This window comes from Acinetobacter sp. V104_13, from assembly GCF_031798995.1.
Taxonomy (GTDB): Bacteria; Pseudomonadota; Gammaproteobacteria; order Pseudomonadales; family Moraxellaceae; genus Acinetobacter; species Acinetobacter pittii.
Genome location: NZ_JAVQNP010000027.1, coordinates 697,158 through 719,617 on the forward strand (window position 1 = coordinate 697,158; position 22,460 = coordinate 719,617).

24 protein-coding genes are annotated in these 22,460 nt (G+C 36.1%); 8 read left to right on the plus strand and 16 right to left on the minus strand.

What is annotated here, in order from left to right:
• The first annotated feature begins 47 nt into the window (after window positions 1–47).
• Entirely contained in the window at window positions 48–2,579 is a 2,532-nt protein-coding gene (locus tag RMB06_RS16060) for a TonB-dependent siderophore receptor (RefSeq protein WP_311080333.1), read from the plus strand.
• 150 nt (window positions 2,580–2,729) lie between these two features.
• The gene (locus tag RMB06_RS16065) at window positions 2,730–3,428 is read left to right on the plus strand and encodes a DUF1826 domain-containing protein (RefSeq protein ID WP_161281936.1); all 699 of its coding nucleotides are present in this window, start codon (window positions 2,730–2,732) and stop codon (window positions 3,426–3,428) included.
• 105 nt (window positions 3,429–3,533) lie between these two features.
• On the opposite strand, the gene RMB06_RS16070 is transcribed toward RMB06_RS16065, so the two are convergent.
• Together RMB06_RS16070 and RMB06_RS16075 are read right to left on the minus strand one after the other, a co-directional pair.
• Window positions 3,534–3,992 (minus strand): DMT family transporter, encoded by a 459-nt coding sequence (locus RMB06_RS16070; RefSeq protein ID WP_214285154.1) that lies wholly within the window; start codon window positions 3,990–3,992, stop codon window positions 3,534–3,536.
• A 24-nt stretch (window positions 3,993–4,016) separates the two neighbouring features.
• Window positions 4,017–5,405: an amidohydrolase family protein gene (locus RMB06_RS16075; RefSeq protein WP_161281935.1), complete on the minus strand. Its 1,389-nt coding sequence runs from the start codon at window positions 5,403–5,405 to the stop codon at window positions 4,017–4,019.
• Window positions 5,406–5,539: 134 nt separating this feature from the next.
• Here RMB06_RS16075 and RMB06_RS16080 point away from each other — a divergent pair, with 134 nt between their 5' ends.
• Window positions 5,540–6,439, plus strand: coding sequence for a LysR family transcriptional regulator (locus RMB06_RS16080; RefSeq protein ID WP_125739024.1), 900 nt, complete (start codon window positions 5,540–5,542; stop codon window positions 6,437–6,439).
• A gap of 188 nt (window positions 6,440–6,627) precedes the next feature.
• On the plus strand, window positions 6,628–7,656 hold the full coding sequence (locus RMB06_RS16085; RefSeq protein ID WP_161281934.1) for a MerR family transcriptional regulator: 1,029 nt from the start codon (window positions 6,628–6,630) through the stop codon (window positions 7,654–7,656).
• 123 nt (window positions 7,657–7,779) lie between these two features.
• On the opposite strand, the gene RMB06_RS16090 is transcribed toward RMB06_RS16085, so the two are convergent.
• From RMB06_RS16090 to RMB06_RS16105, 4 genes are all read right to left on the minus strand, one after another.
• Window positions 7,780–8,250, minus strand: a complete 471-nt coding sequence (locus RMB06_RS16090; protein ID WP_161281933.1) for a spore coat U domain-containing protein — start codon at window positions 8,248–8,250, stop codon at window positions 7,780–7,782.
• Window positions 8,251–8,626: 376 nt separating this feature from the next.
• Window positions 8,627–10,480, minus strand: a complete 1,854-nt coding sequence (locus RMB06_RS16095; RefSeq protein ID WP_161281932.1) for a DUF3732 domain-containing protein — start codon at window positions 10,478–10,480, stop codon at window positions 8,627–8,629.
• Complete coding sequence (locus RMB06_RS16100) at window positions 10,477–10,929, minus strand: three component ABC system middle component (protein ID WP_161281931.1); 453 nt, start codon at window positions 10,927–10,929, stop codon at window positions 10,477–10,479. The genes RMB06_RS16095 and RMB06_RS16100 overlap by 4 nt, the downstream gene beginning before the upstream one ends.
• Window positions 10,929–12,140, minus strand: coding sequence for a hypothetical protein (locus RMB06_RS16105; protein ID WP_161281930.1), 1,212 nt, complete (start codon window positions 12,138–12,140; stop codon window positions 10,929–10,931). Before RMB06_RS16105 ends, RMB06_RS16100 begins: the two co-directional genes overlap by 1 nt.
• Before the next feature lie 701 nt (window positions 12,141–12,841).
• Between RMB06_RS16105 and RMB06_RS16110 the strand changes: the two genes are divergently transcribed.
• Window positions 12,842–13,279: a DUF2147 domain-containing protein gene (locus RMB06_RS16110; RefSeq protein WP_005076813.1), complete on the plus strand. Its 438-nt coding sequence runs from the start codon at window positions 12,842–12,844 to the stop codon at window positions 13,277–13,279.
• 85 nt (window positions 13,280–13,364) lie between these two features.
• Here RMB06_RS16110 and RMB06_RS16115 read toward each other — a convergent pair whose 3' ends face one another.
• The 9 genes from RMB06_RS16115 to RMB06_RS16155 all read right to left on the minus strand — a co-directional run bounded on the left by RMB06_RS16115 (window position 13,365) and on the right by RMB06_RS16155 (window position 20,217).
• Window positions 13,365–14,669, minus strand: coding sequence for an MFS transporter (locus RMB06_RS16115; protein ID WP_161281929.1), 1,305 nt, complete (start codon window positions 14,667–14,669; stop codon window positions 13,365–13,367).
• Between the two features lie 339 nt (window positions 14,670–15,008).
• Window positions 15,009–15,605, minus strand: a complete 597-nt coding sequence (locus RMB06_RS16120) for a cytochrome b (RefSeq protein WP_161281928.1) — start codon at window positions 15,603–15,605, stop codon at window positions 15,009–15,011.
• Window positions 15,606–15,617: 12 nt separating this feature from the next.
• Window positions 15,618–16,682: a catalase family peroxidase gene (locus tag RMB06_RS16125; protein ID WP_005070134.1), complete on the minus strand. Its 1,065-nt coding sequence runs from the start codon at window positions 16,680–16,682 to the stop codon at window positions 15,618–15,620.
• 316 nt (window positions 16,683–16,998) lie between these two features.
• Window positions 16,999–17,562, minus strand: coding sequence for a TetR/AcrR family transcriptional regulator (locus tag RMB06_RS16130; protein WP_161281927.1), 564 nt, complete (start codon window positions 17,560–17,562; stop codon window positions 16,999–17,001).
• 628 nt (window positions 17,563–18,190) lie between these two features.
• Entirely contained in the window at window positions 18,191–18,379 is a 189-nt protein-coding gene (locus tag RMB06_RS16135) for a hypothetical protein (protein ID WP_081309099.1), read from the minus strand.
• Window positions 18,380–18,526: 147 nt separating this feature from the next.
• Window positions 18,527–18,997, minus strand: coding sequence for a hypothetical protein (locus RMB06_RS16140; RefSeq protein ID WP_161281926.1), 471 nt, complete (start codon window positions 18,995–18,997; stop codon window positions 18,527–18,529).
• A 96-nt stretch (window positions 18,998–19,093) separates the two neighbouring features.
• On the minus strand, window positions 19,094–19,243 hold the full coding sequence (locus RMB06_RS16145) for a hypothetical protein (RefSeq protein ID WP_013198381.1): 150 nt from the start codon (window positions 19,241–19,243) through the stop codon (window positions 19,094–19,096).
• Window positions 19,244–19,460: 217 nt separating this feature from the next.
• Window positions 19,461–19,670 (minus strand): cold-shock protein, encoded by a 210-nt coding sequence (locus RMB06_RS16150; RefSeq protein ID WP_013198382.1) that lies wholly within the window; start codon window positions 19,668–19,670, stop codon window positions 19,461–19,463.
• Window positions 19,671–19,896: 226 nt separating this feature from the next.
• On the minus strand, window positions 19,897–20,217 hold the full coding sequence (locus RMB06_RS16155; protein ID WP_068527031.1) for a hypothetical protein: 321 nt from the start codon (window positions 20,215–20,217) through the stop codon (window positions 19,897–19,899).
• A 385-nt stretch (window positions 20,218–20,602) separates the two neighbouring features.
• Here RMB06_RS16155 and RMB06_RS16160 point away from each other — a divergent pair, with 385 nt between their 5' ends.
• The 3 genes from RMB06_RS16160 to RMB06_RS16170 all read left to right on the plus strand — a co-directional run bounded on the left by RMB06_RS16160 (window position 20,603) and on the right by RMB06_RS16170 (window position 21,618).
• Window positions 20,603–20,755 (plus strand): hypothetical protein, encoded by a 153-nt coding sequence (locus tag RMB06_RS16160; protein ID WP_081404189.1) that lies wholly within the window; start codon window positions 20,603–20,605, stop codon window positions 20,753–20,755.
• A gap of 172 nt (window positions 20,756–20,927) precedes the next feature.
• Complete coding sequence (locus RMB06_RS16165) at window positions 20,928–21,044, plus strand: hypothetical protein (protein ID WP_130118600.1); 117 nt, start codon at window positions 20,928–20,930, stop codon at window positions 21,042–21,044.
• Between the two features lie 340 nt (window positions 21,045–21,384).
• On the plus strand, window positions 21,385–21,618 hold the full coding sequence (locus RMB06_RS16170; protein WP_024436173.1) for a hypothetical protein: 234 nt from the start codon (window positions 21,385–21,387) through the stop codon (window positions 21,616–21,618).
• 158 nt (window positions 21,619–21,776) lie between these two features.
• On the opposite strand, the gene RMB06_RS16175 is transcribed toward RMB06_RS16170, so the two are convergent.
• On the minus strand, window positions 21,777–22,403 hold the full coding sequence (locus tag RMB06_RS16175) for a hypothetical protein (RefSeq protein ID WP_311080348.1): 627 nt from the start codon (window positions 22,401–22,403) through the stop codon (window positions 21,777–21,779).
• Window positions 22,404–22,460: the final 57 nt, after the last annotated feature.

The following is a 22,460-nucleotide window of genomic DNA, read 5'->3' on the forward strand; positions in this document are numbered from 1 at the left end:
ATCTGGTTCGACTTATAGAGAAATACACTCCCTGTCGAGAAGACCACATGAAGGATTATCAAGCAAAAAGTAAATTGGCTTTGGCTATACGTGCAGTGCTATGGAGTACGCCATTGGTGGTCACGGCGCTTACCTCAACTTCTATTTACGCTGCGCAAACTTATAGTATTTCAATTCGCCAGAGCACGCTTGATCAGGCCATTAAACAACTGGCTATTCAAACAGGTACCACTATTAGCTACGATAATGCCAGTCTTTCAAAAACAAAAAGCAAAGGGCTTCAAGGGAATTACGCTGTTGAAGATGCTTTAAGTCTGTTATTACAAAACCATCCATTTGAAGCCGTTAAAGTCAACAATAGTGGTTATAGCATCCGAGTGAAGGCTCCACCCGCTCCAATTGAACCCAAAGTTTTTCAGTTAGAAGCCATTAAAACAAAAGCGAATAACAATAATGAATTTGATACGGCAGGCAGTGAAACAGGTACGGCGCATTTAGCAACAATTCATGTTAATGCTGATCATGGTGAAAATTTAACAACCGAAGGTTCAGGTTTATATACGGCGAAGGCGACCACCGCTTCTAATGGCTTAGCTTTAAGTTTGCGAGAAACACCTCAGCTGGTCAGTGTAATCACCAACCAACAAATGAAAGATCAGAACCTCACCCAATTAACCGATGTTGTCAGTCAAGCAGCAGGACTCTCTATTAAACAAGGCGGCAATATTGGTAGTGATAATTCACCTATTTACGCTCGCGGCAAAGAAGTAGATAGTTATTTACTCGATGGCGTGAAGCTCATGAGTTCATATGCAAGTATTTTCCAAAGTCAGGACATGGCTTTATTTGACCGAGTCGAAGTCGTGCGCGGTGCAAATGGCTTAATGACAGGTGCTGGCAGTGCAAGCGCAAGTATTAATCTGGTCCGAAAAAAACCATTACAAGACTTTAAGGCTTCGGTGAGTGCTGACATTGGTTCTTGGGATTCCTACCGTACCGATATTGATGTTTCTACCCCCCTTAATGAGTCTGGAAGTATCCGTGGTCGTACTCTTTTTGCCTACCAAAAGTCAGACTCTTATATCGACCGCTACAATGAAGAACGTAAAGTGGCTTATGCCGTAGTAGAAGCTGATTTAACTGAACAAACCAAAGCAAGTTTAGGTGCAAGTTACCAGCAAATTGATTTGACTGGTGTGGCTAGAGGTGGTTTACCAAGCTTTTATACAGATGGCACACTCATTAATTGGTCCCGTTCAGATTCAGCGGCAGCAAGTTGGACGGGTTCAGATCGCTCAACGACATCTTACTTTGCCGACATTGAACACCAGTTTAATGACCGCTGGAAATTAAAAGGTGTAGTATCTAGAACCATTACCGATTCTGATGAAATTGTAGGTTATACCTACTCAAGTGAAGGAATTGATAAAGTCACTGGCAGCGGGGCGATGTTATACGCAACCCGTTGGGATTATCGTCCAACTCAAGACTTATTCAATTTAACCTTAAACGGTTCATTTGATTTATTTAATCAAACTCATGACGTAGTGTTGGGCACGACTTACACAAAAAGTAAAAATAAACGCCCTACCTATTCTGGCTGGAATAATGGGATGACATGGGATGGAACTCTAAAAAATATTTTTGCTTGGGATGGCAGTACACCTAACCGCCCTGAAACAAAAATAGATGGTTGGTACAGTGGAGTTGATCGTAGCCAATCTATTTTTGGTGCTGTTCGTCTTAAAGCCACCGACAATCTTGCAGTCATTTTAGGCACTCGAATTGAAGACTGGGAACGCGTAACGGGCGATCATTCAGATGCTAAGAATACGACTACTTACACAACACAAGAAGAAAGTGGCAAGGTGATTCCTTATGTGGGCATTACCTATGATTTCACTGACAATTGGACTGCTTACGCAAGCTACACCAATATTTTTTCACCACAAGATAAGAAAGCTGTTACAGGCGAATACATAGACCCATTAATAGGTAATAGTACCGAGCTGGGTATTAAGGGTGAGTTTTTTGATAATCAGTTAAATGTTGGTGCTGCTATTTATCAAACTAAAGAGGACAATACAGCGATTGCATTAGCAGATGTATTTGCTCCAGATGGTTCCCAAGCCTATCGCACAGAATCTGGTACCAAAAGTCGCGGCTTTGAAATTGAAGCGACAGGTAAGTTGACTGATTTATGGCAAGTTTCCACAAGCTTTAGCCGTAACCTATCAAAAGATAGCCAAGACAACCGATTAAATACCGGCGTGCCAAATAATACAGCCAAACTGTTTACCACCTACACCCTACCTTATCTTGATGAAGCCCTCACCATTGGTGGTGGTGTTCGTTGGCAAAGTGAAATTTATGAAAAAAATGCGGTCTCTACAACGGGTAGATTTACTCAAGAAAGTTACGCTTTGGTCGACTTAATGGCACGTTATAAGGTCAACAATAATCTTATGCTCAATTTTAATGTTAATAATTTATTTAATGAGAAATACCATTTAGCCACCACAAATAGCTATTACGGCGCTCCGACTAATTTTCGAGTGGGTGTGAAATATGAGTGGTAAATAAATTAATCGACTTTTAAAGATCTTACTTCAGAGACAAACAGTGTTCTTCTGAAGTAAGACTAAACTGGCTTAATCAATTGGAATGGAATATTTTTTGGCTAAGCTCAGGCTATAATATTAGAGAAGCTCTATTATTTTATTTCCCCTATGAAGAACGCATTTTCTGACAGCAATCAAATTAGACAAGTGTCTAGTTTCTCTGAACTTGTAAATACACATTTTCAAGGAGAGACAAATGCGATTTGTTGGCACAGAAATTTAGTGGGCGACTTTAAAGAAATTGTGAATAAACTTCAGTTAAAAGAAAATATTACAGAAGTTTCTGTTGAAGACTTGTTAGCCCTACAACTTTCAGAAAAAGGTAATCTTGCAAGGGCAACTATTTTAGAAGATATCGAGCTATTAACTGAATTTGGCGCATCACCTGTACTTAATTTGCTTAAAAACTATGAACGCGATGAAGAGCTAGATTTCATTTCAACAGATGTATATTCATTTCACGTTGATCGCTCCCCCATTGAAACCGATACATTCTTATGTACCTATCACGGCGCTGCCAGTGATATTGTGCCCAATAATCAGGTTGAACAAAAAGTTTTAATTCCCGAAATTAGAGAAAAGCTCAAAGAATTACATGACGGCTCTGATGCTGAATTTGAAGCTTTTTTGGCAGAGTATTTTTTTGATTTACATTATCAGCCTAAACCCGATGCCCAACCTGTAAATTTAGGTACGGGACATATTTGGCGTTTAGCAGTAGATCATCCAACTCAAAAGGTTTTACCTTGTGTTCATCGAGCACCTGTTGAAAAAGATGGTGAATATCGATTGCTGTTGATTTGTTAAATGTTTAGGTGGCTCACTGGTCTTTAATGACTGAAATATATTGCCACCCCATGACTGGAATGGCTTGAAGTCACTTTATATCAACAATATTGGTTTTAAAGCCTCTTATCTGTCACCGAAAAGAGCAATCCCTAGACCTATCAGCATGACCAGTGTTCCACATAGTTTAAACATGGAAACTGGTCGTTCGGCCGCCCCTAGTAATCCAAAATGATCAATCAACAATGACGAGATAATTTGTCCAGCAATTGCCAGCCCCAGCAAAGCCGATAACCCGATTCTAGGTGCAAGGACGACATAGCTCAGCAGTGCACATGAACCTAGAACCCCTCCTAAAAGGGTCCACCACGGCTGGGTTGGAATAGCGATCAGCGAAGGAGCTATTCCTCCCCGCATTAGAGAATAAATTCCAAGGCATATGGCACCAGCAGTAAACGAGAATAATGCCGCTACAACAGAATCTCCGCCTATACCTTTTGCCAGTTGGCCATTCAATGTGGTCTGTAGAGTAATCCCCAGCCCTGCAGCAAAGGCCATAAGGTAATAGATAACATTTATAGACATAGTGTTTGCTCCCTCTTAGACAACTTATTCAAGAGGTAGAAACGTCTCGGCAAAAATATCTGGAGCATAACCAGCCGCAACGAAAAGATGCTGGCGAGATTCATCAATCGCTGCACGAAGTTGCTCACTGTCCACACCCAACACTTTACCGTCACGTTTAACGATTCTTCCACCAATCATCACCGTATCGATATTGCTGCGTTCAGTTGCATGAACAACCGTGCCAAATGCATTACCAGACGGATAAAGGTTAATGTCATCCGTTCGAATTAATATCAGGTCAGCTTGTTTACCGGGTGTCAGGCTGCCGATTTTTTCTTGCAGACCTGCACAAGTAGCACCATCAGCCGTTGCAGCTTTGAGAAGGTTTTGCGCCTGAAAGGTCACTGGCGAATGTGCCGAACCACAACATTTGTTTTGGTGCATGCCCATTACACGCTGTAAGTAAAATGCTACGCGCATTTCCATAAACATATCGCCACTATAAGACGTTTCATTATCTACACTCAAACCAGGTCTAATGCCATGACGTAGAGCCGATTGCATGGCAAACATACCGTCTTCGATACCATAGTGAGCATCTGATCGTGGGCATACGTTTACTCGCACTCCAGCTTCGCGCAAAATTTTCCATCCAGCATCTGGCAGCGAGGTACAGTGGTTAAAGATATTATCTGGCCCTAACAGACCTTGTTGATGCAGACCCTCTAGTGCAGCAGCCATTTCCCCACCAAAAAATTCAGTAATGATTGGTAGCCCTAATCTGCGTGCCTCAGCCCATAATTCGGGTTCTAACTGAGCCATGGCAGCTAATGATACCAAACCGTTTTTACTATTTTTAAAATATTTTTCTTGAAGACGTTCGAGATTACTAGGCCAGTTCGCTCTATCCCAATCTCCTGTTACTGGTGCACCAGAAGCGTGTACAGCCCGAATACCAGCATCTAGTAAAGCTTCAACAGCCGCATCAGAGTGGGCCGCACTGCGACTATTGTGTGAGTTATCAATCAATGTTGTGATACCCGCATCTATACAACCTAGAGCTGTAAGCAAATTACCGATGTACATATCTGCTGGGCGATAATACTTGGCAAAAGAATAATGCGTCGCGTTGCAATAGTCTTCTAAGCTTTCGGCATTCGGATTAATCCGTCGTAATTGTCCTTCCCATGAATGTCGATGAGTATCAACCATACCCGGCATCGCGATCATATTGGATGCATCAATAATAGCTGCACCTTCGGCTTCTAAATTTTCACCAACGGCGATAATCGTACCGTTCTCGATAAGAATATCTCCGCGAACCATGTTCCCAATTACGCTATCCATGCTTAGGATCGTCGCCCCGCGAATCAGTGTTCTATTTGGCGAAGGCTCAGTCAGCTGCACTATGTTTCTGTTGTAATCAGTCATCATTATTCCAACTTCTCAAATGTATGCTGAAAATCTATCTGAAGTGATAATGCTGAAAAAGCTGGTTAAACTGTTTTTATTATTCAGTAAAAACGAATAATCTAAGAGTGTGAGTATAGTATTGGGACAAAGGTATGAGATTGGATCGTATTCAGGCAATGCAGATTTTTGTTCGGGTGGCAGAAGCTGGGAGCTTTATCCACGCGGCAGAAGCACTTTCACTACCCGCTTCAACAGTCACCAGCACAGTTAAAAATCTTGAAAAGTATTTACAGGTACGCCTGTTAAATAGGACAACGAGACGGGTTAGCCTGACTCCAGAGGGAGCAGAATATCTCATCCAGTGCCGAGAAATAATCGACCTCATTGAACACACCGAATCCAACCTGACTAACGCCATCAAACAGCCACAGGGCCGATTACGAGTTGATATGCCTGCGGGCATTGCTCATTCGGTCATCATGCCCAATCTGCAAGAGTTTCAACAGCGTTACCCTGATATTTATCTCATGATAGGTGTCAGCGATAGACAAGTAGACCTGATTAAGGAAGGCGTGGACTGTGTAATCCGCATGGGAAATTTAGAGAACTCCACGCTGGTAGCCCGCCCTCTTGGTGAGTTTCACTGGGTCACATGCGCATCAGCTGCATATTTAAAAGAAAATGGATTTCCACAAACTCCCAATGATTTGGAACATCACCGAGCTATTCATTATTTTTCAGGGAGCAACAGACACGCTGGTGAAATGCGCTTTGTACGAAATGAAGAAAAAAAAACCGTACAAATGAATGGTACTGTTGCCGTTAATGAAACTGAGCTTTATATCAAAATGTGCCTTGAAGGATATGGCCTCGCTCAACTTGCAGAAAGACTTGTGATAGATCACTTAAAAGAAAAACGACTAATCGCAGTTTTACAAGACTGGTGTCCACCACCTGTTGCCGTGACTTTACTTTATCCACATCAGCGTTTTCTTTCACCAGCAGTACGGGTGTTTTCTGACTGGATAGACGAGCTCATTAGGAATTATTAAACCAACTCACTTTAAAAGACCTTTTTTTAAGATCTCGCAATGAAACTCAGGTAATTATTGAAATAAAGAGATAAATTCGAATATTTACTAAAGCGAAAATAATGAAAAAATATGATTTAAAGTAGTTGACCCTCACGTAACGTAAGCCCCTAGCATAAAACACGCCTAAGGAAGAAGGAGCTAAAAAGATGCTGTTAAAAGTTGGTGAATTGGCTAAGCAAACAGGACTTACTGTCCGTGCTCTTCATCACTATGACGATATCGGTTTACTTCAGCCTTCGGTCCGTTCCGATGCAGGTTATCGACTATACACCCGTAAAGACATTACTCGTTTGCATCAGATTCAAGCATTACGAGGACTGGGAATGTCGTTATCCGAAATCCATACGGTTCTTGAAGACCCCAATCTTGCACTTTTACCGATTATTGATCAGCAGATTCAAGCAATTGATCAAAGGCTGACAGAGCAAAAGAAATTGCGAAATCAGCTCAGCAAACTTAAATCTCAGATCATAAGTGGTGAAGAGCTTGGTTTGGAGGATTGGCTAAAAACACTGGAGCTTATAGCGATGTTTGAAAAATACTTTACAAAAGAAGAGCTTGAAAAACTGACTTTCTTACAAGCAGGCACTAAAAGCCACCAAGAATGGCAAGAGTTAACTCAAGCAGCAAATGCACTATTTAATGCTGGCGAACCATCTAATAGCGAAGCCGCTCAAGACTTGGCTCGTAAGTGGATGAAAACTCTTGAGCACAATACGCGAGCTAACCCAAAATGGTTAGTTAAACTAAATGCTTTAAACTCAGCCGAGCCTGAATTTCAGGAAAAATTAGGCGTAACGCCAGAAGTTGTTGAGTTTTTACTTAAAGCTTTTTCTGAGAGTAAGCTGAGTATTTTTGCCCGTTATTTATCTGACGATGAGTTTACTTTTTTAAAAGAAAATTACATTCGTGAGATGAAAAAATGGCCTCAATTATTGGTCGATATTGAAAAATTGATTGATGCCGAGGTCACACCAGATAGTGATGGAGCAAAGCATTTGGCACAACAATGGCTCTCTATGCTACAAGGCTATGCTGGCAAAAACCCAAGTACTCAAGAAAAAATCCGTACAGCAATGCAAAATGAAACAAGCCTTGCTGACGGTACTTGGCTCAAACCAGTGACTCTACAATTTCTTGAAAAAGCAGTAGCAGCACTAATGCGTGGTGCTTAGTTCTATTAAAGCAGCAGGCTACACCATAATCTGGTGTAGCTTTTTAAAATACTCTATTCACCCCTAAAAACAGTTTTTTTTATAAATTAGTTTTGATATTTATGAGTATTTTGGTTTTTACGATTAATATATAACATTCACACGAACCCAATCTTCATACTTGGTTGCCTGAACATTCGTACTTGATATGATTGCCCCATGAATAGGAATATTTTCTTTCATCCCTGTCGCAATTCGTGAACGAACTTTATCTGCCGCCCCTCCCCAAATTTGAGTATGGCCCGCATCTTGATACAGTACATATGCAACAGATGCTGGGCTGGCAGTAGATTTAAGTTCAAAGTTATTGTCTGAGGTTACAGCCAATTGATACGGTGTATTTTTGCTGCATTGCACAGTTACATCCGTTCTAGCAGTAGGAACTGGCTGAGCACGTTCAACCGAACCAAAATCTAAGTTTCCTTGTGTGGAAACTTCACAAGTTTCTAGAATGGTTAAACTGACCCTTAACGATGTAGATGCATTTCCAGCATCTGCATTATTTATTATCAGCATTCCCATCAGAGAAAATAAGGCATGTCTAATGACTTTCATTTCTTCTCTCCTTAACTTTTTGTTCTAATGTCTATTCATCTTTATATTGTGTTTTTTCTGTTCCTATTAAAGAAACAGCTTTCAGGATTGTTTAGTTATAAGACTTAATATTGCACAGTGTCAATCTATACTAATCACATGATTTGCATATTATTTTTATAATTTGTGATGAGTTACACGCAATCTAACTAATTTAAAAAGTAGTGGATGTTTTTTATTTCTTTTAAGTGTGTACACCTATTTATCGAATGATAGATTGCAACTATTGGATACATCAATTCAATGATCAACCAAGGAATAAATCTTATTATTTATGCAGCTCAACAAAAATTTATTGCGGCAATTTTCTGAGCTGCACATAATTTTAAGTTGGAACCTACTCACCTGAATCTTTATTTTCAGGAATATCAAGAATAAGCCCATAATCATCACGGAGTTCTTTATCCACAAGATGAAATCTATCCAAATTCAGTAAAGTCCAATGTTCCATCCCAATATGTTCTAATAAAATAATTTGGAATCCATCATATTTATCCATATCGGTCACAAATTGATTCAATTCTATTAATACTTTATCTAAGCTACGTATATCGTCATTTGGCTCGCCATTACTTGAAAAGTAAGGAGTACTAACTTGGTCAAGAACCAAGAAAGAAGGAACCCAAGGAATTCGCATTTTTTTAGCTATTTCATGTATTGCAAGAAAATATGAAACATGAAGGTAAAGATAATTTGACGCACTTCCTACATCAGGCATATTCTCTAGAATATTAAAGTCTGGAGAGCGTAAATGGATCAACTTTTCTTTTTCATAATATGAAGCTGAGAAACCTTCATAACCTTTCAAAGGTAGATTAGCGAGTCGTTTATTAATTAAATAATTTAGTTCCTGTTTAGCTAAATTACTTTTTTCTTCATTCTCATCAACTATTCGTTTTAAAGCCGCTATTGCACTATCAAAGTCGTCCTCTACCTGATATCCATAATTTTCAATACGGCTATACACTTCAAGTTTAGCTTCAAGACGCCCTAAATATCTATAATAATCACTAGGATTATATGCAATTACTTGGTTTTCCTTTATTGCATACAATTCATTCTTAAGAGCTCGAATTTCTTCCTCATTCTGATGGATAATATTTTTTACCTCATCCATAAAAGGAAAACTCTTACGGTTATTCAGTGAAGATTTTATATCTGAAAGTTCTTGCCCTAATCGAGCAATAATTTTATTAGCAAATTCTGATGGAAATAAATTATCGGCTTGTTTATTAAAAATACTAACTGGTTTTAGTGAATCCTCAACTGCTTTAAGCTCATCAATATAAATAGATTTATTATCAAGAAATGCTTTTAATTGGCGATTTTTAGCAGTTAAACGGAATATTTCACGCTCAATCCTCTCAATTTCATGATTTTGGTTACTGGGAATGATAGGCGTCTGAACCAAATCTTGTAATGCAGTAATACTCTCGTCATAAGTTTCAGGAATATTTTCAATTACTCCAAGCAAATAAGCCTCTTTAGATAACGTTCCTACCTCTTCAGAAAATACTTTTGCAGATCTTTCATAAGATTCATTTTTCCTTATTTGAATAGATCTTTTCCGCTCCAGCTCTGCAAGACGACTACGGGATAACGCAGTATCCACATTCTCAGCACCAATAGCCATTCTAAATGTTCGTTCAATTGCTTCCTGATATCGGCCATCAGTCGGACGAATGTAAAGATGATCAGGTGCAACAATAGTATTTTGATCTTGATAGCTATACGCCAGAAAGTTGCGGAAAGAGACTTTCGATCCTGCTTGAATATATTTTCCTCCATAAGGCACTCGTAAATCAGTATCAATACCAAATGCACCACTTAAGACTCTTTTTAAATTATCAATTCTGATATTTAAAAATGGCAAGGGTGGAATAACACCATTTTCACTAAAATACGCTTGATCATTTGCACCTTTGCTCTCCGAAGGACGTGCTATAACTATTTCCTTACCATCTATAGAAAGCTTAATTCCATACCATTCAACTTTTGAATCAATATTTGTTTTTGATATCCCTTTGGTTTCACTTGCTAGCAAACAATAGTCTATAATAAATAAAATTGAAGATTTTCCTTTACCAGAATCTCCAGTAATAACATTCACACGATTAGGTAGAAAATCAAGAGTTCGTTTAATACCATTCTTTTGCCAAAGTACAATATTTGAAATTTGAATATTACTCACAAATCGATCCTAAATGTTTGATAAAGATTTATATTAGTTTCATTTAAAAGGAACCCAAGTTTAGGGCCTGCAGCTAAAATATCTGTGGCAATTTTTCCAATCTCATTTTTATTTTGAAAAAATATTTGCTTTTTGAGCGTCAAATATTCACCCTTGAGTGTTGCAATACCTAATTCCTGTATAAGAATTATGCTATTTAATGAAGTTATGACTAAGTCTTCATATCTTGCCCGAACATTAATGAAAGCTTCGGGATTAGAAAGCAGTAGATCTTTACTACTTAATACAACACTATTTTTTCTTTTAAGGATTGAACGAATATTTTTATCAAAAAGTAAAGGTAAAACTAGCATCACTTTTGCTAGTGATAATCGATGTTCATCTGAGTTTTCTAAAGCACTTTGTATTGCAACTACACCCATTAATTCATTGTGAAATAAACGATTCATTATTCGAATTTTCCTTTCCAGTCCTTGCGCCAACCAATCCGAGGTAGATTGGAAAGCTTGATATATTTCCCACAACTCAAATTAAGGGGAAGCTCAACATTGCCTGCTTTCAAAGAACTTCTCATCGTTTGATAGTAACAATCTAATGCCGCTTGAAAATTTTTATCTTCATTATCGCTAGTACTTGTTCTATGTATTTGATTATGAATTAACTTCCAATCAGATATGGCCTTATACTCTAATCTTTTATTTTCACTTGCGCTAAATGAACCTGCATCTTCCAAGGACTTCATAAACTCTTCGGCAAGCATCATTTCAATTCCCCTATCCACAATTTCCTCATCATCAATACCGATATCTTTGAGCTGGTCATGAAATTTACTACTTCTAAATGAAAGAGTATCTGGGCGTTGGTAGTCGTAATACATATCAAGGAATTCATCAAAATCCGCAGGTAAAGCACGGGCAGATCTAATAATTCTGTCAAAGCCCATCTCATTTCGAAAAATATCAAAAGTAATTTCTACCTTCTCACCCTTTATAATTCTTGAAAATTTAGATTCTTTGAATGAACCTACTATATATTTTCTGGTTTCATCAATACGTGAAACTGGAATAGCTAACTGTCTTAATGCTAAAGAAATTCTATTAATTATTGCAGAATTGTCTGAATGAAATTCAAATCTTGTAAAGATAAATTCAACATGTTCATCACTAGCCTCGGCGATGGCTTTTACATATTTTGCAATTGGATTACTTGAATCACTAGGCTTCTTTTTTAATTCTGCTTCAGAAATATCTTGATGAGTTTTATTGATAAAATTAAGTATCTCTTTAAGATTCTTGGAGGGATATTTCAGTAAACTAACAAATTCTTGATTATTTAGTTTCTTATTAGTGTACAACTGAAACTTAAGTTGTAAATGGGATGGTAACTCGGGAACTAGCTTTAGCCAATTATAAAAAGTCTTCCATATATCGATATCTCTGTCACTAATATTACTAGCATCAATTGAATGCTTTACTTGAATAAGGAGAAGCTCTTTAGCTACTCCATTATCATCATTGGTCGTTACATGGATGTCATCATAGACCTCTAATCCTAAAGACTGTTCTGGTCTAAGCTCAATAAGTTTTTCAATAAAAACAAAATCCTGAAATTCAAAACCAAGCGATTGCTTATCTGCCGCTACCTTTTGTAAATGACTCATATAAATTTGCTCGATTTTAAGGATCTATACTGCTTCTACTCTATTGTTTTGCTAATGCAATATATTTTATGCATTTCTATCATCCTACAAATAATAAAACAAGCTAATAAAATAATCAAAACCCCCAACTCTTCCACTCTACGCTAATTAGTACAATTTTCACTTCAATTCAAGCATAGAAACTTAACTTTTGCTGTATTCTATATGAAACTCTACTTAGTTTATTTTTTGAGTAGGATAATCAAAGATAGTTTAGATTTAAAAAATTTTATTATAATTAATTTCACCTCATAAATATAATAGCCTAGCCATATTAAAATATTAAATAGAATCATATTTAATTATTTAACAAAGCCAACTAGAATCATTTAATAATTTAAATAAAAATATAGATAAATTTAAAATATAATACTTTAAGAAATAAAAATTATTCATAAAATTCTATATTCTATATAACTTTCCTAATTAGTATTTTTCCTTCTCTTCTCCCCACTCAATAGTAATTTTTAAAAGTTTAACAATTCTGTCCATTCTCGCAATTGCATAAAAAAACCGATCAAAATAATATCCAAACAAATAGATTATAACTTTGCATATTATTTAGCTTATAGATTCAATACTAAGAAAATTGTGAAGTTAAATTTAAAATGAATAATTCTGGCCTTTAAAACCATTTATTTTTAATTCGAGAAAACATTGATATGAAAAAATATTTACTCTTACTTTTACTTAGCTTTTATTCGGTTCATTCATTTGCATCGGACAAATTACATGGCAGTGTTTGGAAAACCATTGATGATGCAACCAATCAGCCTAGGGCGCTGGTAAGATTTAACCAAGATAAAAATGGCAACCTCTCTGCAAACATCGAAAAAATACTTGTTCCAAGTGAGGCTAACAAATGTACGATGTGTGAAGGTACCTACAAAAACAAATCTTTGATTGGCTTAACCATCGTCAAAAATTTAAAAAGTGTCGGTCAAAATAAATATGACAAGGGATCTATCCTCGACCCACAGTCTGATAAAACCTATCGCTTTAGCCTAACAGTATCACCAGATGGTGAAAAACTTACTGCGCGTGGATATATTGGTATCTCTGCAATTGGTCGAAATCAAACGTGGTATCGAGTTAAATAGCTCATGAAGTAACAGTAACCAACTCTTTGTAACTACTTACCGATCATAATTACAGTCAGTATGTGCATGATGGATGTAATAGTTTTTATGATCGGTACTTAGCTTGAATCATCAGCATAATAATGACGAGTAGCGAAGGTATTGCAGCAATCACGAATAAATGGGTAATGACCAGAAATTGGGAAAGGTAGCCACCAAATAGCGGCCCAATAACCGAACCCAAACGGGCAATTCCGATACTCCAGCCCACGCCTGTAGTACGAAGTGAAACTGGGTAATAACTGGCAGACAGTGCATTAATGGCAGGTTGCCCACCAACAATGGCAAAGCCAGCAATAAAAATGATAATAAATAATAAAACAATATGGCTAACAACATAGCCAATTAAAGCAACACTAATCACTGCAACCAAAAAAACAGGAATTAATACTTTATAAAATCCTGTCTTATCGATTTTAAGGCCCATCACAACACTACCAACCGTACCGCCTAATTGTAGAGTGGAACCGATCAACAATGCCTGATTTAATGAAAGTCCTGACTCTTTGGCCAAAGTCGGAAGCCAGTTTGCCAGAAAATATAGACTGATCATATTTAAAATACTAATGATCCAGATGGAATAGGTAAAAAACGCGCGCTGATTTTTAAACAACTCAAGCGGTGATTTTTTAACCTCAACCTCAGTGTTATTAATAATTTTTATTTCTGAATTGAATGTTAATGCGGGATAAAACTTCTTTAACCAAAATAAAATTTTAGGAGTATTTTTATTATCTTCACTCAAAAAATATAAAGATTCTGGCATCTTAAAGTATGTGATAAAGAAAATAATTAAAGGAACAATACCGCCAAAATAGAAAATTGCCTGCCAGCCTCCCCAAGGAACTAGTAAGGCGGATATACCGCCCCCTAACATTGCCCCTACCGTATAGCCACAAGAAATGACCATCATGGTAAAAATACGAGATTTGAATGGAACAATTTCGGAGCTATAAGCCATAACATTTGGCATGATACCTCCTAAAAAAATTCCTGTAACAAAGCGGATTGCAGTCAATTGCTCAATATTGCCCACATGTGGCGTCACCAGCATCAACACCGAGAACATAAAAGTCGAGATCAGTAAGATGGGACGGCGGCCAAAACGATCAGAGAGTGAACTTAATAAAAATGATCCAACAAACAAACCAAATAAGCTGGCGCTAAACACAATTCCTAGCATGGATTTTTGAACGCCCCATTCTTCTATAATCATTGGGGCTGCGTAAGCCATAGACTGGATGTCATAGCCATCCATAATCATCAGTAATAAACAGGTGATCAGAATAAATTTTTGATAGCGTCCAACTTTCTGCTGATTGATCAGATCACTTAATGCAACTTCTTTCATGGTATTCCCTTCTCCATGACATGCTTTAAATTAATTCATTTTAATTATGCAATACGTAATCAATTTACGATTAACGTAAAATAAAATAGCAATAATATGCCAACAAAGTCAAAATATTATTTTTTTATAATATAAACAAAAAGTTAGATCGGATGATTTGATTCTAGCTGAGTAATGATTTCATCTTATTGCACAGGGGCTATGGTCTGCTCATCTAACAAAAAACAAGCAAACCATACATCCTATTATTTAAATTATTTTTAGATTCAAACAGATGATTTAAAAAGCACTCCAAAGCTTTTCCCTCTCATCCGCCTGATCTGAGTTAAATAATTCCCCTCAATCAACATTCTCCTTTTCAGCAGAAGACCCTTTACTTGATGGTTCAGAAGAACCCAAAGCCATACTTGAGAATACGCCATCGCGATAAATCCATGCATGTAATAACGCAGCAGACAAATGACCAATAACCACAGCAAATAGTAGCCAAGCCAAAATTCCGTGTAGAGTACGGAACCAAGCATAAAGCGTAGAGTTGGTGGGTGCTATAGGTGGAAGGTCCCAACCCGGAAATAAAGTTACAGGCCAATTACCTGCCGATAGCGTAGCCCATCCGAGCAATGGCAAACTAAACATCAAAAGATAAAGCAGCCAATGTGATGCATGGGCCATAAATGCCTGCCAGCGCGGTACAGTCGGCGGCAAAGGTGGAATTGGAAAATAGAGTCGATTTATTAATCTAATGATGACCAATAATAAGATTGCGATTCCTAAAGGACGATGGATATCGATTAACCACGGACGCCAAGTGATTGAGGTTGTCATTCCAACACCAATAAATAGCATGGCCAAAATCGCTACCGCCATAAGCCAATGTAGAATTCGAGCAGTCAAATTAAAATGACGTGGAGCATTATTTTTAGATTTGTTTTGCATGGCTGATCTCTCCTATTTGCCCACGGCATCCGTTGCTTTGCCAAATCCAATTTCACGTAAGCGAGCATTGTAAGATTGTGAATAGATGCCTGCTCGTGCGGCGAGTACCGGATCATCTGATAACTCAATTCCCGGTGGAACTAGTGTTGGATCAAAATTAATGTCACGGCAAACGCCATTTACCTGTTCAGTTACATTTTTGACTTCCAATGTTCCTGCTATCACTTCTTTGCGTTCTTTTGGCCAAGGTTGAGACGGGTCATTCACTGGGTCTCCCGGCTCGGCAAGTTGCAAAACTAAATCCCAATATAGCGGCCCTTCAGCTAAACGTTTTTTGATGTCTTTAAATAAAAAATCATGGCCAGCTTGATCACGTTGTTCTTTCGTCAGACTAATAAATTTTGAATGAGGACGCATAGACCAACGGACTGGCTGTTCTTGTCCATTGGCAGCCCGCAATATAAAAGCATTTACGACATAAAATTCTGCGCCACTGAAACTACCGGTTAATGGCATCTTCGCCTTTTGCTCAATAGACTTACGTGCTTCTGGATATTCTTTTAAGAAAGCCTCAACTAGGGCTGGATCAGGTTTGCCAGTAGCTGGAACTGGTTTAAATGCTTTTTGCTGCGCCAAAAAACCTTCAGCATTTCGTGTAGGGAAATAGGGAAAGTTGTTTAATTTCATGCGCCATTGTGAATGATCAGCTGCGGAAAGTAATAAAGCCATACTTACGGTTGCTGTCGAATTATCTGCTGCATGCGGGTTACCACTTCCAATAGAAAAACGGCCAATCGCTGGTATATCAGACTTGGCAAATACAGTGGCTTTAGAGAGTGCCGCCGCCGCACCATTACTGTGGTAAGTGCCATCAAAACAAATACCCTTACCGTGTGCACGTCGATATCCGGGATCAAAGTTATTTAATGAGTCTCCCAAAAAAGTTTTGCTTGTGGTGCGATGTCCAAATAGACCAGCGACCCAAGCAAATGCCAATACTAAAGAGCCCGCGATTACAGCAATACCCACGAATCGCAGCCAATACTTCTTTAGAGTTTTAAAATTCAAATTATTCATTCTTTATCCTGTGTAAATTGTATGGCTGCATCCCTAAAAAAGAGTTTGATCATGTCAAAAGAGACTTACTTACATTGATGGAATCACGTTCAAAATTAGCTGAGTAAATAAAATCCCGAAAGTTCTGGATCCAATAGAGATAAGCCTTAATATAATATTTATTTCCCGATCATATAAGGTACGCACCTCGGGGTTAGTATTAATCTTATTAACATTTGAATGGAGATAAATAAAGCATGGGAACGAAGAATCTAGAAGCTCCCACATTGACCGAAAGAGTCCGAAGAGGTGATCTTTTTAAAAGCGAGCTCGTTAACTAGTGATGATTGATCATAGAGATGAGAAAACAATCTAACACCCTTTCTCTCTCATCTTTCTGTTCTGAACTTAAAAGCTGAATAATTGCACCCTCAATCATATATAGAAATAGCTTGGCGTCCTGAAAAGTCGCATCCCTTTTGAGTGCTCTAAGCTGGCTATAGATTTCATTAATGAGCCATGTTCTATATCTCACCGCGGTTTGATAGGCTTTTGGATGGGTCAGTTTTGTTTCAAACATGGCTTTAAACAATAAATAGTACAGTCCCTCTAAATCGGTATGTAAGAAATAAAGTTTCTTAAGTTTTTCCTTCACGCTTGAACCTTGGTCGTATTCAACAATTGAAACCACTTTTTCTTTTAAACGTTCTTTTTGTACGATTAAACAGATTTCAATAAACCGCTCTTTTGAATGAAAGAAGTTATAAAAAGTCGCTTTAGTAATTTTTGACTCTTTCACAATTCTGTCGACCCCAACCGTATGAAAGCCGTGATGGTGAAGTAAGTCAATCGACGTATTAATAACTTGAATAGCACGTGTTGAGAGAACTAACTTTGGCATAGTTTTACCGTTATAAAAATTCTTGTTGTATATAAATGAGATAAAAAACCTGTGCCCTTTTTGGGAGAAAAAAAGGCACAGCAAAGCCTATAAAGACTGTGCTTGGCACATCTCAAGTTTTATTGTTGAGTAAGTTTTTGGTCGTGACGATTTAAAGCCTGAAAACCTTAGGGCAATCAAACTGCTTTAAACGTTTAAGCTGTGTCGTAATAGCTTATGGCAAGGGCTGCCAAGAAATAATGGATGTGCAAAGCCAACTCCTTTTTATTGGGAGCTCTGCCAGACATTAAATTTATGGTGGCAGAACGAAAGAGGGTTGACGGACTGGTCATAGAGCCAGCACACCCGAAGGTGTCCCCCTCCCGTTCCACCGTAGAGGGGGCACGAGGGGCTAGACACTAAAGATATAAAACCTTTAATGCTTCTATGATACGGTCCGTCAAAACCGACTGGCGATGTAGGCCAGCAGGCAAAGGATAGTGTCCAACCCTTTTGCAGTCAAGCACACAAAATGCCATTTGTTTTAAAATAGATCACTGAAAAAGTAAGGCTAAATAATGAATAAGTTATTGTTAAATTGGGGTTTATAAACAGGCCTTTCCCTGCTTAAAATAGGAGGCAAAATTCACTAACGACTATATAGCGGATCTTCCTCAACAAAAAACACCTCACCCGATGAGGGTAAAACCCATTGATAAGTTCCTTCTATTTTCTGCATCTTTTCTTTAAAAATATCATATATCGCTATAAGGTTATGTTTTTCATCATATTCCCCTACATAGCCAAGTTCCTTTTCTTCATGAAAATCTCTAAACATTTTATGCATTTTTACAGCTCTAAGTTCCATATCTTTTCTCCTTTTTATTATCAATATAATTATTATGATCTCTTTTTATTTTCAATACTAAAAAAAATGTACCAAAATATATCTTATAGAAATATCAATTAAATAGTTATCGTAAATTTAATATTTATCAAACCTAAACTTTTCCATATCGTATGGTATGTCTAATTTCACACTCCATTGGTTTATTTTTTCACTCATTATAACGGCATCAACTTCAAAAGCATCTCGCTCACTAAAACCTTTTGTTTTTAAAAAATTAACAAAACTGGAAGAATTTATTTTATTAAGATATCCAACTCTTAAAGTATCTATATACACTGCAATTTTATTTGTTTCTTTTTCAAGGCATATTACAGCATTTTTAAAAACCTTAGTTCTATCACTATTTTGATTGCCGACTAAAGTTATCAATTCTTCTTGGTATAAAGTTACAATTATTTCATGTTCGAAAAAGTTCTTATTCTCTGTAAATATTTTTCCAGCTATTTTTAGAGTACTTTCGGGGAGCTCCAGTTTAACTGTAGAAAAAACCTTAAATAAAATATAAGCAAAAACAAACAAAATTAAAGTTATTATAATAAAAGACATATTAAAAACATTCCTCTTAATTTTATAAATTGGCAAAAAGAATCATTATTCTTTCTACCAACCCATCATTTAAGAAAAAACAAATTTATTATATTATTATTTTTTCTCAATTTTATCATTTTGATCAACTTTTTCTACAGCATTCTGATCAGGACTTTTAGGCTCAAACTCTTTACCGTCTTGCTGTTGCTGTTGTTGCTCTTTTGATTTGTCTTGATCGTTTTTAACTTGGTTTTGTTGAGACATTAGAGTCTCTCCTATTTAATGTTGTGTAGATGATTATCTAGCACTTAGTTAACATAGTCCTTTTACCTTTATATAGATACAACGCAAGTGTATCTGAATGTGATACCCTTGTTTAACATCATAATTATTAACACTTTAATTAATTTATAAATTATCTAGAAATTAATATACTTAAAAAACAAAAAAAAGCACCTGAGGTGCTTTTTTTCTAATTATATTATTGAACAACAATATTAATAGCAGAAGGACCTTTTTGTCCTTGAGCTATATTAAAACTAACACGTTGACCTTCATATAAGGTTTTAAAACCTGAACTACTAATTTCTTTAAAATGTGCAAAAACATCTGGACCTGCATCTTGTTGAATAAAACCAAAACCTTTAGTTTCATTAAACCATTTCACTGTACCGATTGCTGTATTAGACATAATATATCCTTTGATTTTTAATAATATAAAGCCATATTTTATGACTCATTGAACTTTGAAAATAATAACAAATTGAGTTTAAGATCTTAAAAAACGAAGGATTATGAATAAAACTACGATACTAAAAGAGGATTTACTAATAAGTCTATTTTTCTAGTTAAATTGAGTATACGCCAAATAAATATTTATACAACACATTTAAAAAATATTTATTTTCGACCGTTATTTAAAAACAATAACTCCTAGATACAGAAATACTTTTTACAAAACCCGCCAACCAAAGAATAAATTCATGTTCATTATCAAAATTAGGGAGAAGGCTTAAATCAATTTTAACAATACGCTCTTTCATTGGCCTATTTAAACAACTTTCAAAATCAATAACAGGATATTTTAATTGTAAATTGTTTATAGCTGCTTCTTTTTTAATTTCAATTAACAGTCTATTCAGGCAGTCAATTAAATCCTTAGAGGACTGATTTTTAAAGTGAATATTATTGTAAACACTTTCAGCCACATCAAAATATTTTTTCATTTCATCATCCATATTTCCCTCATTTTTTAATTAATTTGATTGAGTATGCATGTAAAACTGTATCTTTATGTTGTATAAATATATTTACAGATCGAATCCCCCACTTTAATTAAAAATATTTCCTCCAATTAAGAAATTAAAATAATATATTTAAATAAATTATAATTATCAAAAAACCATTGAAAACAATAGCTCTCTAGCTATATGTTAACTCTTGTATTTGATTAAAATTTTCTTCCACTTATATATCAACAGTCTATTTGATTCAAAGAAACATTATGTCGAGAATTAAGCACTTTCAGGCACATATCTCTACATAGAGTTCTCATAATCACCGCAATGTAAGCGAATTAAAGGCCTACCATAAAGCTTCCTTACTATTATTAAGAAGTTTAAAATGTCTGATTTCAAAGAATTTTCAAAAAAAACCACACAAAACCAAAATGATTCCAATGTGCAACCTAATGAGGATAAAACTGAAAAACCTGTACAATCGCCTGAAGAAGAAAATAATCCTAAAGAAAATAATAATGAAGAAAAAAAGGAATAAAATAATTGATAGCTCAAAAGCTCTATATTAAATAGAGCTTTTGTTTAACATCATATTAATTAAAACGTTTTATTCATTTCCCACAGTGAACCTAAAAAACGCTAATACATATATTTATTTTTAATTTAAACAAGTTCTAATCTTTTATTTAATATTAATTCAACTCTTCTTTGTGCATCACAAAAATCAATCTCTTCACTTATCCAAAATGTATGAAGCTGCCCATGTAGATGAAAATGCTCTTTATTATATTCGGAGCCATGATCAGAATAATGACTATCTACTCTGAAATGATTTTGATCGTCTTTTCTTTTTTTCCCATCAAGTATACCGCCAATACAGATATCCATTTTAATGCCAATAATTAATCGAAATTGACTATAACACATAGTGCACTGTGGCTTTAAAAAGAGTTGTTACTATTATCTTTACAGCATCATCAAAAATTTATGTTTGCAGCATATCTCCTTAAATTTAAAGAGAATAAATATATATTTTGCATATCTAAAATGCTTTGATATGTAATATGAATATTGATTTATCTAAAATTTATAACATTTTCAAAATAATTCTTCTTACAGTAGATAAATCACTATATGCTGCATACACCTCTTACAGAAATTTTTCTAATGTCACAGCAGACTCTGCTACAAGAATTGAACTCCAGAATCGACTATTACTCTACAAGAACAGACTATCCACTACGAAGAATTTTGATAGGTTACCGAGCATATGCAAAATTGATGTTATGTTCAGCTTTTTCAGATGAAGTTATAAATTCTGCAATTGACCCCAATAAACGGAAATATAAGAAGTTAAAAATTAAAGTCACCAAAGATGACGACCAACTCGACCTTGAATGAATCAATCTAAGTAACAAGTGAATATTTCCTTGTGCTTATTTAGCGCTTCAATGGCCGCAAAATGACAATGACCAATGCCGGCAATATTATTGTGAACATCTAGATAGTGATGCCCTACTGCTGCCGCTTTGAACCAAGAAAATAATTTGCTCTTAAACTTATTTTTTCACAGGAAGTAGTAAAACAGGGTCTTCAATATCGTAACCTGTTTCTTCTGGAACCCCCAGATATTTAACGACAACCAACCTCTTATTGTGTTTAGGCACGCTATAATTTTGGGAAATTTTTATAGCTTTGGTGTAATGAACCGCAACATGAGGCTTACTTTGTAAAGACGGCGATTTTACAACATATTCTGTTTTATATTGCGTGATCTTTCCTGAAGGATCAAACCAAGACGATACTTGATTCTGATGAGTTTTTAATGTTTGAATTTTTAAGGTCTTACTATTACTTACGACTAATGGGGTTAAATTCTTTTTAATTTTATTTAGAGCTTTATCAAAAGCTCTACTATCTTGATCATAATCAATCTTATGTGTTTTTGGATTGATATAGAGAGATTTAACTTCAATCAGTTTATCAGGTGATTTACTATTTAATAGATAATAATAGAGTTGTGGTAGACGTCCTCGACCATCTTCATAGTGTCTTAATACATAAAGTTTCTTCTCTTTTTGCTGATAGCCCAATACTTCAATTTTTTGTCCACCGCCCACTGTCGCATAACTATGTGCGGATAAAGTAAGAATGGTGCTAAAAGTTAGAAATTTTAGAAATTTCATGAGTTCATATCCGTGTGATCTGGTAACTATATTGTATAAATATCAATCAGATTAAAA